Consider the following 12,831-nt stretch of genomic DNA (forward strand, 5'->3'; position numbering starts at 1 on the left):
ATCGTCAGCTCTCTATTCCTAGAAAACCCCCAACGTTAATTCGTTGGGGGTTTTCTTTCGTGTGCGGTTTACTTCTTTACAAACATTCGTTGTTTAAAATATTTTGCTTGCAGTCGGTAATCCGTCGAAATTTAGTATCTGAGAGTACTATTAGATTTGTCCATTGAGTTTCGTTAATCTATGCTTATTTTTGAATGGATTATTACCTTATATGCTCAAAATGATTTGACTTATATCATTATAGCTGCTAATTTTATATAGTATATTTATTGCAGATTTATTAGAAAGACGTTTTTACTTTGTAAATGATTAATTATTTCATCGACTTAGAGTGCTAAACGTAAGCTCTACTCCTCATCTCATAATTATCAAAAGGAATTGATAATGAAGCTAGCTCCTCTTTTTTCAATTGGTGCCTTGGCAGCGATTAGTCTTTTAGGCTGTTCTAACCAATCCGCTGATACTACTGATGGCTCATCAGCAACTTCTCAAGAAACCACCGTTTTACGCTTTTCTCACTTTTGGCCAGCAACATCATCTATTAGTACGGAGGTTTTTGAACCTTGGGCTAAACAAATAGAGACAGATTCTAATGGTCGCTTGAAAGTAGAATTGTATCCCTCAGCAGGTCTTGCTAAAGCAGATGTTACCTATGAATCTGCTGCGAAAGGTACGATCGATATCGGCTCACAGGCTCATGGCTACACTAATGGTCGATTCCCTTTAACTCAAATTACTGAGCTCCCCGGACTATCAAATTCAGCCACTCAAATGGGTTGTATGCTCCAGACCCTTTATGATGATGGCACACTTGCTAGTGAGTATGAAGATTCTCATCTCCTGTTTATGTACGGTGCTGGTCCTGGTGCACTTCATACCACTGACAAGCTAATTCGAACGCCTGAAGATATGAAAGGTATGCGTATCCGTCGTCCTTCAGCCGTGGCTGGTGATATCATCGAAAGTGCTGGCGCTTCACCGGTAGGTCTACCTGCTAATGACATGTATACCTCTTTACAGCGCGGAGTTGTGGATGGCTTGAGTTTCCCTTGGGAAGCAGTAACCGCTTTCAAAATCGATGAGATTACGAAATATCATACCAATATTCCTTTTTATAGTTCAGCGCTTATGGTGACGATGAACAAAGATAAATATGATAATTTGCCTGATGATCTAAAACAAGTCTTGGATAAAAACTCAGGGATGGCATTGGCTAATAAGGTCGGTGAAGTGTTTGATAAGCATGACCAGATGGCAATTCAAGCTGCCAAAGATAAGGGTGACGAAATTATCGAAATTCCTGATCCACTAAATGATCCAGATTGGAAAGGTCCGCTCGAAAGAGGAACGCAAAAATATCTAAAAGACGTTAATGCTTTAGGTTTGGATGCTGATAGTGTCTATGAAAAGGCCAAAGCTGCCAGTGCTGCCTGTAAGGTATAACCTATTGGAGGTGTCACATGGCATTTTTAGTCAAAATCAGTACCTTTATTTCTAGATTATGCCAATTTTTTGGTGGTGTCAGTCTTATTATTATTGTTCTAACCACCATGTTGGATGTGACGGCTCGTTATATATTCAAGCTCACTGGTGGTGAGTTTGGATTTACGGTCAAGGGTAGCGTGGAAATTGTGTCTTATTTCATGCTATTTTCCTTGCTTGCCGCCTTTGCCGCTTTCGTCGAACGCTCACAAATCATCGTTGATGTCTTTACTCAAAAGATGCCTCAAGCCGTTAAAGGCTACATGATGGGCATCTTTATGATGGGCTTTTTTGTCATTGGTATTGTGTTCTCATGGGGTCTCTATGAGAGCGCCATTGATGCCATAGAATACGGTAAAGTTACCCAAGATCTTCGACTATCAATGATGCCCATCTATGCATTTAGTGCATTCTTAAGTCTTTTACTCGCTATTCGCTCGCTAATCGAATCCATTAATATCTTTAAAACGGGCGAGTTCTTTGACGCCGAGGAGACAGGCGCATGAGTCCAGAAATTATTGGAGCCATTGGCTTAGTCATCATGATCCTGCTTGTTGTCCTGCGAGTGCCAGTGGCACTTGCCATGTTGGGTGTGGGATTGGTTGGTTTTGGGGCAGTGACTGCGCCAAGCGGTGCTTTACAGATGCTCAAAGACATTCCGGTAGATGTCTTGGCAAAATATGACTTTAGTGCTATTCCGTTGTTTATTTTAATGGGAGTCTTTGCCACACATTCAGGTATGGCAGGAAAGTTGTTTGAAGCTACCCGAACCATTTTTGGTGGAGTACGAGGGAGTCTTGGTATCGCGGGTATCGGATCATCTGGTATTTTTGCTTCTATTTCCGGCTCATCATTAGCTACTGCCTCTACTATGACGAAAGTTGCGTTGCCACAGATGGAGAAGTATGGTTATCAACCTGGTTTTGCTTGTGGTATTTTAGCAGCAGGTGGCACATTAGGTATTATGATTCCGCCTAGTATTGCGCTACTGGTTTATGCCATTCTAACTCAGCAGTCCGTTGGTGACATGTTTATTGCAGGCTTTTTGCCTGGTATGTTAGGGATGGTGATGTACTCAATCACTGTCATGATTATGGTACGCTGGAAACCGCATTTAGCGCGTCGTGGCGAGTCGACTACTTGGAAAGAGAAGCTCATATCGTTAACTGGTTTGATACCGTTTAGCTTTATTTTTATCGTGATTATTGCGGGTATTTTCTTTGGGCTATTTACTCCCACAGAAGGCGCAGCAGTCGGTGCATTTGTCTCTTGGGCTTACGCTTTTGTTAAAGGCATGCGTATGAAAGGCCTTAAGCAATCGTTGATTGAGACGCTCGCATTATCAGCAGTAGTCTTCTTTATGCTACTGGGTGCAGAAGCCTTGGGCTATTTTATCTCAGTGTCACGTTTGTCTTATACATTAGCGACATGGATTGGTACGTTAGCAGTGAGTCCAATGGTCGTACTGATCTGTATCTTGATCATGTACTTCCTCTTAGGGTTGTTCATGGATGCTTTAGCGATGCTGGTTATTACCATTCCAGTGGTGTATCCAATCATTGTTGCTTTAGGCTTCGATCCAGTATGGTTTGGTATTATTGCCGTATTGACGGTAGAGCTTGGATTGATAACGCCGCCGATGGGAATGAATATTTTCGTGATTAAGGCAATGGCTCCGCATATCAAACTGTCCGATATGTTCCGTGGGGTAGCACCATTCATTGTTTCTGATGTGATTCGATTGGTTATTTTGGTCGCGTTTCCAGCGATATCTTTAGTGCTATTAAGTTAATTCCTACATAAAATAACACTGAAGCATTGTTGCGTACTATGTATAACGCTAGAATAAATGAGAGACATCGCTTTTAAGTATCATTATCTACGATAAGCTTGTCTTAAAACACTCATTTTAGAATCACATGGATGCGAGAAATATTATGACTATTGCCAAGAATATCGAGATCAGTAGTACCTCTGAAACCAGTTTTGAAGATGCTATTCAACAAGGTATTGAGCGGATTTCTAAGACCGTTAACAATGTTGAAGGCGCTTGGATAAAAGAGCAAAAAGTAGGGGTTACTGATGGAAAAATTAGTAAATATCATGTCATTATGATTGTAAGTTTTGTCATTAACGATGGTACTGATATTAGCTAAGTGTTGCTTGAAACCTAAAAAAGACTGCGATTGCAGTCTTTTTTTTGTCATAAAAAATATATATTGAGGATTGTTGTGATTAGCAGGAGTAGCCACACAGCTTGCCTATATATGTAGTAAAATAAAACGCTATCATTTTGAATATTTAGAATAGAAGTAAACATTTATGGCTGTCGATTTTAGTAACACGCTCATAGTCGCGATTTCTGCAACCGCGCTGTTTGATTTAGCAGAATCAGAAAATTATTTATTACAGCTATTAGAGCACCGGCCTGAAAGCGCTATAAAAGAGTTTCGTGACTATATGGCAGCGCGTGAAAACGAGCCGTTAAATATTGGCGCGGGCTATCCGCTTATCAAAGCACTGCTAAATTTGAATCATTATTGTGAAGACGATACTGTACAGCTCCCTGATATTGAAGCGCCTTTGGTCGAAGTAGTGATTGTCTCGAAGAGTAGTCCAGATACGGGCATTCAAGTACTCAATGCCATTCGTGAACATGGGCTCAATATTTCTCGATCGGCATTTATATCGGGCAGTCCTGTTTCGCCTTATATCAGAGATTTTAATATCGATCTGTTTTTGACCACCAATCGTGAGGATGCGCAGCAAGTTGCTGATGCCAATATTTGCGCTTGTGCGATACTCGATGCGACCCCTGTTAATACTTATAAATTGGATACCAATCAGCTGCGTATCGCTTTTGATGGTGATGCCGTGCTGTTTGATGATTCAGGTGAGCTACTCTATAAGCAAAAAGGATTGCGTGCCTTTCATGATCGTGAAGCACAAATGCGTGACTTGCCAATTGAGAAAGGGCCTTATGCTGAATTATTAATTAAGCTATCGAACTTGCAAGAGCGTCTACCAGCAGGCCTTCAATATTCTCCCATAAAGATTGCGTTGGTGACGGCTCGCAATGCACCCGCTGACCTGCGTGCGATTAAGACATTGCGAGAGTGGGGCGTCAATGTTGATATGGCATTTTTCTTAGGAGGTCTGGAAAAAACGGCTGTACTTAGAACGTTTGCGCCACATATCTTTTTTGACGACTCTATTAAGCATATCGATGCCGCGCGCAGTTTTGTTCCTACCGCCTTAGTGCCTTATCATTCAACGTCGTTACTGCATGCTAATAGTTATTTAGCAGCGGACAAAGATGCTTCATTATTATCATTTAAGCCGATACAGCAACCACTGTTTTCAGTGAACCATTAGAGTCTGTTGAATAAAATAAAATCAATAGGATAAAAGATTATATGAAGTGGCGGCAATTACTCACGTTGATATTGGTACGAATCAAGCAAGTTATCGGCTTATATGCTTTTGTCTTAGTGCCGATGTGGGGTATGTTTTTTCTCAATAAGTTTGCGCTGTTTGGACTGTGGAATATCTTTGGCATCGTGCCGCGTGCTCTTGATATCGGTAGCATGATTGGGGTGTTTGCTTCATGGACGATGCATGGCAATTTTTCACATTTGCTTGGCAATAGTGTAACTTTATTACAAATTTTATTTTTATTTGGGCTTTTTGAGAACAATGCTTATCGTACGATTGTTAAGCTCATTATTGCTTCCGGTTTGGTCACTTGGGTCATTGGCTCGCCGTTATCAATTCATATCGGGGCGTCGGGGTTATGCTTCGCGATGCTTGGTTATATGATAGGGGGAGCCGTGTTCGCTCGGCGTTGGGGTTATTTAATCGCTTGTATCGTTATGGGGGCAGGGTATTGGCTCACTATCAAAGAAGGCTTAATGCCGCAAGAAGGTATCTCTTTTGCCGCCCATTTTGGTGGTTTATGTGCGGGGCTACTGCTAGGTGCCAATTCTAAACATACTTATACGACAACGTCTCGTCAGTGAAAAGCAAAGCAGATAAATAAGGCGGTATTTTCGGATTTTTTATTCGTCTAAAATATTGCCTTATCATCACATGTCTCTTTGAAGACTTCCCTGTTGATGGATTGACTGTTCCAAATCTCTCTTAATCCGTTAGCTTTGCTTATCAGTGCAAATACTGATAAATAGCGGATCATCTGTTGCTAGGTCACGCCATGCAGTCGTCTGCTTTACATGCTCATCAATGGATAGCGTATTGCCTTTCTCAGGTATCACGTAGTCTGCACGTGCAGGAATACTACAATCGATAACTTGAGGGACTGTCTCTACGGCTCTTCGTCTTTCAAATAAATATAAATTGAATAAATGTATATCTTGGTTATCTACTTGTACACTCGCATTTCCAATATCGGCAGCGATAAACCGTAATATTTGCGGCTTAGCATAAGACCATGGGCGGAACCACTCAGTGCTTTTAGCTGTTTTGATGACTTCTACACCTTTTGGTAGCTTCTCCACTTGTTGACCATACCAGCTGTACTCCTGATTTATCTGAAATGCAAACATACCAATAGCAGCAAATAAGGGAATCAGCCATTTAGGGGCGCGTTTGCCTGCCAGTTTGCTGAGGTGAGTTATGATAAGTGCTAGTCCCGCCATGCCAAATGCGGCAGCGATGGTAGCGATAAACTCAAAAAGCATAAAATATTCCTTAATGCGTGAGATATGTTTAATTGAACTTATTGGATAAATTAAAAATCTAGTTATTATAGCTATAGGATAAAAAAATCACTCACAAGCAGTAACTGCCTGTGAGTGATATATTAACAGAAGATATATCCTCAGTTACAAGCTTAGTGGTCGACTGCACCGCCAGCGCCACGTGGAGAACGTACGCTCTCAACCAACTCTTGGATATGTGCTGGTGGAGGCGCAGTAGCATAAGAGACAGCAAATGCTACGATGAAGTTAAGCAGCGCACCAACTGCACCAAATGATAATGGTGAGATACCAAATAACCAGTACTCTTCGGTATCAGGGAAGTTAGCAGTACCACTGATGAAGAACCAACCTTTGAACATAAAGATATAGACAAGAACGACGATTAAACCAGTCAACATACCTGCAATAGCGCCAAGATTGTTGATGCGTTTAGAGAAAATACCCATCATCAATACAGGGAACAATGAAGAGGCTGCAATACCGAAGGCTAAGGCAACAACCTGCGCAGCAAACCCTGGTGGGTTGATACCCAGATAAGTCGCTACTACGATTGCCACACCCATCGTAATACGAGCATATTTTAGCTCTTGTTTGTCCGTGATATTTGGGTTTAGGTTACGTTTGATTAAGTCATGACTAATCGCTGATGAAATAGCAAGAAGTAGTCCAGCTGCTGTTGATAGTGCTGCTGCCAAACCACCTGCAGCGATAAGACCAATAACCCATGATGGCAGATTCGCGATTTCTGGGTTAGCAAGTACTAAGATATCAGCGTTTACATCAAGCTCGTTACCTGCCCATCCGGCATCAGCAAAACGACCATCAAGTTCTGCATCATGTGCAATGCGAGCTTTTTCTACCGCTGCAGTTGCGGTAGCAACATCGCCACCGTCAGCTTGAGCCGTATTTAGGGCTATTTGAGCGGCACCAAGTCCACTGTCGCTATATAACTGGATACGACCATCATTATTTAGATCGTTATACTTAATAAGACCAGTCTCTTCCCATGTTTTCATCCAGTCAGGACGCTCATCATTGAGAATAGGTTGATTTTCAACACCTTGTGGATAGATAGTATCTACTAGGTTTAAGCGTGCCATCGCACCAACGGCAGGCGCTGTGAAGTACAGTAGCGAGATGAATACCAGTGTCCAACCTGCGGTCCAGCGTGCATCAGCCACTTTAGGAACTGTAAAAAAGCGAATGATAACGTGTGGTAAACCTGCAGTACCGATCATGAGTGTCAAGGTAAATAGCACCATGTTTAGCTTATTAGGCACATCAGCAGTATAGGATGCAAAACCTAAGTCAGTAACCACTTGATTCAACTTGGTCAAGATAGGAACACCTGATTCAACATGATTTGAGAACAAACCAAGGCCTGGAATAGGGTTACCTGTTAATTCAAGTGAGATAAAAACAGCAGGAATGGTATAAGCAATCATTAGAACGACATACTGTGCAACCTGCGTATAAGTAATCCCTTTCATACCGCCCAATACCGCGTAAAAGAATACAACGACTGCCGCGATAATCAGACCAGTGGTACTTTCAACTTCTAAGAAGCGCGAGAATGCAACACCAGCACCGGTCATCTGACCAATAACGTAAGTGGTCGATGCGGTAATCAAACACACCACAGCAATCATAGCTGCCGTCTTGGAATAAAAGCGATCACCGATAAAGTCAGGAACGGTGAACTTACCAAATTTACGTAAGTAAGGGGCTAAGAGCATCGCGAGTAGAACATAACCGCCTGTCCAACCCATCAAATAGGTGGAAGCGCCATAACCGCCAGCAGCAATAAGACCTGCCATTGAGATAAATGACGCCGCACTCATCCAGTCAGCAGCGGTTGCCATACCGTTGACGACTGGATGGACACCGCCGCCAGCCACATAAAATTCACTGGTCGAACCAGCACGGGCCCAAATCGCGATACCGAAATACAGAGCGAAGGATAGACCCACAAATATAAGATTAACTACAAATTGACTCATGGGACTATTCCTCGTCTACGCCATATTGTTTATCTAACTTATTCATACGCCATGCGTAAAAGAAAATCAGAATAATAAACACTCCGATGGATCCTTGTTGGGCAAACCAAAAGCCCAAGTCAGTACCACCGATCTTGATACCAGCTAAGAGGGGACGTAATAAGATAGCAAAGCCGTACGAGCATAGTGCCCAAATAACTAGGCTACCTATGATGAGACGGATATTGGCACGCCAATAACCGGATGGATCGTTATGATTTTCCATAGGACAACTCCTTTTGTCTTACCTAAAAAATACCAACAATATAAAAAAGACAGTGGTTATTTCTTATCAAAAAAATCAATATAAAAAATAGACACGTACTGCTTTATATAATGAAAACGATGACGCGCAATAGTATGTTTATTTATTGGTGGTTTTTTACTTAAAATAAAAGCAACTACTCTTGTAGGCATCAAATTGATTCAAACCATTGATCTAAACCATCGAATGGTAAAAACAGCATTTCTTGAGGAAGGCAGAAAGGGTGGACTATCCAGTGTCTTTTTTGCAATCTCGTCTTCCTGACAAGAGTTTTAATGTTTTGAGCACTCTAACTCTTTGTGCTGACTGGTAATTATAAAAGCAGCACAAATAGGTATGAAATTCATCTTAGCACGATTCAATAAATATCATTGCAAACAACTGAGCATAGATTGTGGGAAATATACTGATAATTAGTTTGGCTACTATTATAAAAGCGACATTACTGAAATTGAACGAAAAATGTTCAGTATATGCAGCTAAATTATTATTTATTTATATTCTATATAATATGAGATACAAGCATTATTTATTTTAGAAATAAATATATGAAACTGATAACCAAACGTGATACTCGCAAGTCATTTAATATCTATATCATGCACAGGATGTTTTAGTATCAAACATTTTGTCCATAACCTTGTGAGGTTTTGAATCGTTAAAATATGATATTAATATAAAATTTAAGTAACGTATATAAAGAGTGAGTAGGGAGCCCATATGAACGAAGGGATAGTAAGTTGGTTTAATAACATCGTAAATTATGGTGTCAGTATTATCTGGGGTAACAATGACTGGTTAATTGCGAGCAATCCTTGGTATGGATTACTGATGTTCGTGCTGATTGGCGCAGGTCTTTATTTTACCGTGGCCACACGTTTTATACAGTTTCGCCACTTTGGTCATATGTGGCAGCTGTTACGTGTCTCAAACCAAGGGCGCAAAGATGGTGGTATCAGCTCGTTTGAAGCCTTGATGACCTCACTCGCGGCGCGCGTTGGTACGGGTAACTTGGCAGGGGTCGCAATTGCTATTTATCTCGGTGGTCCGGGTGCTGTTTTTTGGATGTGGATGACAGCGATAGTCGGCATGTCGACCAGCTTTATTGAGTCTACTTTGGCGCAAGCATACAAGGTGCCGCATAACGACAATGTTTACCGCGGTGGACCAGCTTACTATATTGAAAAAGGTCTGGGGAAACGCTGGCTAGCGATATTTTTCTCGTTATGTTTGTTGGTGGCTTTTGGTTTGGCGTTCAATGGTGTGCAGTCAAATACCATTGCTCAAGCAACCAATGAAGCCTTTGGTATCCCAACATGGATGACAGGCTTAATATTAGTAGTACTGGTGGCGCCAGTGGTGTTTGGTGGTTTACGCTCAGTGGCTCGTATCGCGGGTAAAATTGTGCCGGTGATGGCGATTTTATATATCTTATTGGCACTATTCATTATCGTTACTAACTTTAGCCAATTCCCCGCAGCGATTGCGTTAATTGTAAAATCCGCCTTTGGTTTTGAGCAGGCAGCGGGCGGGGTCATCGGTTACGGTATTGCTCAGGCGATGATTAACGGTATCAAGCGTGGTCTGTTTTCTAACGAAGCAGGTATGGGGTCAGCCCCGAATGCGGCGGCAACGGCCAAAAGTCATCCTGACCATCCAGCAGTGCAAGGATTTATGCAAATGCTGGGCGTATTTATGGACACGCTGATTATTTGTACTGCCACCGCATCGATTATTATCTTATCGGGTGTGGTTGACCCGAACGTTGAGCAAGAAGGTATTCAGCTTACGCAGTTGGCCTTGTCCCAGTATGTTGGCGATTTGGGTGTGGTCTTCGTTGCAATTGCTATTTTCTTTTTCTCATTTACGTCCATTATTGCCAATTACAGCTACGGTGAATCAAATCTTGAGTTTATCTCTGGTGCCAAAAACGCCAAAGTGATGATTATGATTTTCCGTTTTATGGTGTTGGGTATGGTCTTTGTCGGTGCGATTGCTAGTTTGCCTGCCATCTGGAACTTCGCTGATTTGTCGATGGGTCTGATGGCCTTGGTCAACTTAGTGGCGATTTTGCTTTTGTCTCCAGTAGCACTTAGAATTTTGCGTGACTACGAGCGCCAAGTGAAAGAAGGCAAAACAGGAGATCAGATTAAGTTCAATCCTGACGATTTTGTGAAGTTAAAAGATGAAGCCAATCGTGATGCGTGGACGGATTAAGTTGACAGATTAGTTGCGATTGTTAAATAAAATGTATAAGTACAAAAAAACCGCCCTTATGATTAAGAGCGGTTTTTTATTGATTTCTATTTATCTCAATCATGACTTACATGTTTGGATAGTTAGGACCGCCGCCACCTTCGGGCGTTACCCAAGTAATGTTCTGCGAAGGATCTTTGATGTCACAGGTTTTACAATGCACGCAGTTTTGCGCATTGATAACAAACTTAGCACCTTCCGCATCTTTGACCACTTCATAGACACCCGCTGGGCAGTACAAACGTGCTGGCTCAGCATATAGGGGTAAGTTGATTGAAATAGGCACCGTTTGATCAGTGAGTTTCAAGTGCGTTGGTTGATCTTCGGCATGGTTGGTGTTAGAAATAAATACCGACGACAACTTGTCAAATATCAGCTTACCATCAGGCTTGAGGTAGGTTGGCTGATAAGCGTGGTTGGCACGCTCTAACTGATCGTAATCTGGAAGGTTATCGTGCAAAGTAAATGGCATTTTACCTTTCAATAAATTGTGCTCGATAAAGGTAAACGCTCCACCCATGAACAGACCCATACGATGTATCGCAGGTGAGAAGTTGCGTGACTCGTAGTTATCTTTATACAACCATGACTCTTTATACATGGTGGTATAAGCAATCACTTCATCATGCTGACGATCTGCTTGTAATGCTTCAAAAATAGCTTCGGCTGCCAGCATACCTGACTTCATCGACGTGTGCGTGCCTTTGATTTTTGCTGGGTTCAAGAATCCAGCATCATCACCGACCAATACACCACCTGGGAAGGTGAATTTTGGTAGTGAGTTTAAGCCACCTTTAGTCAAAGCACGAGCACCGTAAGAGATGCGCTTACCACCTTCGAGTACATTTTTAATAACAGGATGCGTCTTTAGGCGCTGCATTTCATCAAATGGTGACATGTATGGGTTGTGATAGGACAGATCTGCGACGAGACCAAAACTGACTTGGTTGTTTTCATCGAAGTATAACCACCACCCACCAGTAGAGCCTGTTTCGGTCAATGGCCAGCCAAGTCCGTGCATGACCACGCCTTGCTCGTGTTTCTCTGGGACAACTTCCCACAATTCTTTTAGACCAATACCGTAATGCTGAGGATCAGAGTCTTTATCAAGATCAAAACGGCTGATTAAGCGTTTGCCTAAATGACCACGGCTGCCTTCGGCGAAAATAGTGTATTTTGCAAGCAGCTCATAACCTGGCTCAAAGCTTGGCTTGGCTTCGCCATTGGCGGCGACACCCATATCACCAGTTAAGATACCGCGTACCGAACCATCATCGTTATACAAGATATCATCAGCTGGGAAGCCTGGGAACATCATGACTTCTAGCTCTTCAGCTTGTACTGCTAACCAACGAACCACATTACCTAGCGAGACAATATAATTACCGTCATTGTGCATCGGTGCTGGAATCAATGGATCAGGCACTTTAGTAGAGCGCGTGGCTGAATTTAAGTAGTAGAAGCGATCTTCGGTCGCTGGCACGTTAAGCGGTGCGCCTTTTTCTTTCCAGTCTGGTATCAGCTCATTTAAAGCACGTGGTTCGATGACCGCGCCAGATAAGGTATGAGCACCAAATTCAGAGCCTTTTTCGACCACACAAACCATAAATTCATCGTTGCCAGCTTTAATAGCGAGCTGACGCAGACGAATCGCAGCAGATAGACCAGCAGGTCCACCGCCAACGATAATAACGTCAAATTCCATGGATTCGCGCTCAATCTCAGGCTCTGCCGCGACAGGTTCTACTACTGGCTCAGGTGTTTTTTCAACCACTACTTTCTCAGCAGGCTCTTTATCCACGGCGACAGGTTCGACTGCTGCTTCTGTCGCAGTTTCATTGGTCTCTGCTTTATCGAGGTCGGCGGTTTCGACAGCAACTTCTTCAGCTGGCGCTTCTTTGGTCAGCGTCGTTGACTCGGGTGTTGTGGTGTCTGGCTTGGCCGTATCTGTCGCGACTGGTGCATCAGTGTGAACGCTATCACCGTCGACGACTGGCTTTTGATTGTCTTGCTCTTGCATACCTACTCCTAAACTTTTAGTGGCTTATCTCAGGGCATCATTAGCTTAACA

The 12,831-nt window shown here is 42.5% G+C and carries 11 protein-coding genes; 7 read left to right on the forward strand and 4 right to left on the reverse strand.

The genetic code is table 11. The features are described from left to right. Nucleotides 1–384 precede the first annotated feature (384 nt). The 6 genes from ACTQ9T_RS00005 (at nucleotide 385) to ACTQ9T_RS00030 (ending at nucleotide 5,501) form a co-directional block, all read left to right on the forward strand. Nucleotides 385–1,443 (forward strand): TRAP transporter substrate-binding protein, encoded by a 1,059-nt coding sequence (locus ACTQ9T_RS00005; RefSeq protein ID WP_189586626.1) that lies wholly within the window; start codon nucleotides 385–387, stop codon nucleotides 1,441–1,443. 17 nt (nucleotides 1,444–1,460) lie between these two features. After that, the gene (locus ACTQ9T_RS00010) at nucleotides 1,461–1,988 is read left to right on the forward strand and encodes a TRAP transporter small permease (RefSeq protein WP_010197787.1); all 528 of its coding nucleotides are present in this window, start codon (nucleotides 1,461–1,463) and stop codon (nucleotides 1,986–1,988) included. Further along, a complete protein-coding gene (locus ACTQ9T_RS00015) occupies nucleotides 1,985–3,274 on the forward strand; it encodes a TRAP transporter large permease (RefSeq protein ID WP_194621109.1) in 1,290 nt (429 codons plus the stop codon). Before ACTQ9T_RS00010 ends, ACTQ9T_RS00015 begins: the two co-directional genes overlap by 4 nt. Before the next feature lie 145 nt (nucleotides 3,275–3,419). Beyond that, nucleotides 3,420–3,638 (forward strand): dodecin family protein, encoded by a 219-nt coding sequence (locus tag ACTQ9T_RS00020; RefSeq protein ID WP_201593600.1) that lies wholly within the window; start codon nucleotides 3,420–3,422, stop codon nucleotides 3,636–3,638. A 166-nt stretch (nucleotides 3,639–3,804) separates the two neighbouring features. Then, complete coding sequence (locus tag ACTQ9T_RS00025) at nucleotides 3,805–4,857, forward strand: 5'-nucleotidase (protein ID WP_440463702.1); 1,053 nt, start codon at nucleotides 3,805–3,807, stop codon at nucleotides 4,855–4,857. A 41-nt stretch (nucleotides 4,858–4,898) separates the two neighbouring features. Then, nucleotides 4,899–5,501, forward strand: coding sequence for a rhomboid family intramembrane serine protease (locus ACTQ9T_RS00030; protein ID WP_440463703.1), 603 nt, complete (start codon nucleotides 4,899–4,901; stop codon nucleotides 5,499–5,501). Between the two features lie 129 nt (nucleotides 5,502–5,630). Here ACTQ9T_RS00030 and ACTQ9T_RS00035 read toward each other — a convergent pair whose 3' ends face one another. The 3 genes from ACTQ9T_RS00035 to ACTQ9T_RS00045 form a co-directional block, all read right to left on the reverse strand. Continuing rightward, nucleotides 5,631–6,179, reverse strand: a complete 549-nt coding sequence (locus tag ACTQ9T_RS00035) for a hypothetical protein (protein ID WP_440463704.1) — start codon at nucleotides 6,177–6,179, stop codon at nucleotides 5,631–5,633. Between the two features lie 152 nt (nucleotides 6,180–6,331). Continuing rightward, nucleotides 6,332–8,200: a sodium:solute symporter family protein gene (locus ACTQ9T_RS00040; protein ID WP_201593598.1), complete on the reverse strand. Its 1,869-nt coding sequence runs from the start codon at nucleotides 8,198–8,200 to the stop codon at nucleotides 6,332–6,334. A gap of 4 nt (nucleotides 8,201–8,204) precedes the next feature. After that, a complete protein-coding gene (locus ACTQ9T_RS00045) occupies nucleotides 8,205–8,465 on the reverse strand; it encodes a DUF4212 domain-containing protein (RefSeq protein WP_439293095.1) in 261 nt (86 codons plus the stop codon). A gap of 759 nt (nucleotides 8,466–9,224) precedes the next feature. Here ACTQ9T_RS00045 and ACTQ9T_RS00050 point away from each other — a divergent pair. Continuing rightward, nucleotides 9,225–10,721, forward strand: coding sequence for an alanine/glycine:cation symporter family protein (locus ACTQ9T_RS00050; protein WP_194621102.1), 1,497 nt, complete (start codon nucleotides 9,225–9,227; stop codon nucleotides 10,719–10,721). 106 nt (nucleotides 10,722–10,827) lie between these two features. Here the strand turns inward: ACTQ9T_RS00050 and ACTQ9T_RS00055 are convergent, their stop codons facing one another. Further along, on the reverse strand, nucleotides 10,828–12,465 hold the full coding sequence (locus tag ACTQ9T_RS00055; protein WP_440464437.1) for an electron transfer flavoprotein-ubiquinone oxidoreductase: 1,638 nt from the start codon (nucleotides 12,463–12,465) through the stop codon (nucleotides 10,828–10,830). Nucleotides 12,466–12,831: the final 366 nt, after the last annotated feature.

It is taken from the genome of Psychrobacter sp. ASPA161_6, from assembly GCF_051970285.1.
In the GTDB taxonomy this organism is placed as follows: domain Bacteria; phylum Pseudomonadota; class Gammaproteobacteria; order Pseudomonadales; family Moraxellaceae; genus Psychrobacter; species Psychrobacter glaciei.

Excerpts from the sequence above, each read along its gene's own strand:
- ACTQ9T_RS00005 (WP_189586626.1), top strand. The coding sequence starts at position 385 with ATGAAGCTAGCTCCTCTTTTTTCAATTGGTGCCTTGGCAGCGATTAGT.
- ACTQ9T_RS00010 (WP_010197787.1), top strand. The coding sequence starts at position 1,461 with ATGGCATTTTTAGTCAAAATCAGTACCTTTATTTCTAGATTATGCCAA.
- ACTQ9T_RS00015 (WP_194621109.1), top strand. The coding sequence starts at position 1,985 with ATGAGTCCAGAAATTATTGGAGCCATTGGCTTAGTCATCATGATCCTG.
- ACTQ9T_RS00020 (WP_201593600.1), top strand. The coding sequence starts at position 3,420 with ATGACTATTGCCAAGAATATCGAGATCAGTAGTACCTCTGAAACCAGT.
- ACTQ9T_RS00025 (WP_440463702.1), top strand. The coding sequence starts at position 3,805 with ATGGCTGTCGATTTTAGTAACACGCTCATAGTCGCGATTTCTGCAACC.
- ACTQ9T_RS00030 (WP_440463703.1), top strand. The coding sequence starts at position 4,899 with ATGAAGTGGCGGCAATTACTCACGTTGATATTGGTACGAATCAAGCAA.
- ACTQ9T_RS00035 (WP_440463704.1), bottom strand. The coding sequence starts at position 6,179 with ATGCTTTTTGAGTTTATCGCTACCATCGCTGCCGCATTTGGCATGGCG.
- ACTQ9T_RS00040 (WP_201593598.1), bottom strand. The coding sequence starts at position 8,200 with ATGAGTCAATTTGTAGTTAATCTTATATTTGTGGGTCTATCCTTCGCT.
- ACTQ9T_RS00045 (WP_439293095.1), bottom strand. The coding sequence starts at position 8,465 with ATGGAAAATCATAACGATCCATCCGGTTATTGGCGTGCCAATATCCGT.
- ACTQ9T_RS00050 (WP_194621102.1), top strand. The coding sequence starts at position 9,225 with ATGAACGAAGGGATAGTAAGTTGGTTTAATAACATCGTAAATTATGGT.
- ACTQ9T_RS00055 (WP_440464437.1), bottom strand. The coding sequence starts at position 12,465 with ATGGAATTTGACGTTATTATCGTTGGCGGTGGACCTGCTGGTCTATCT.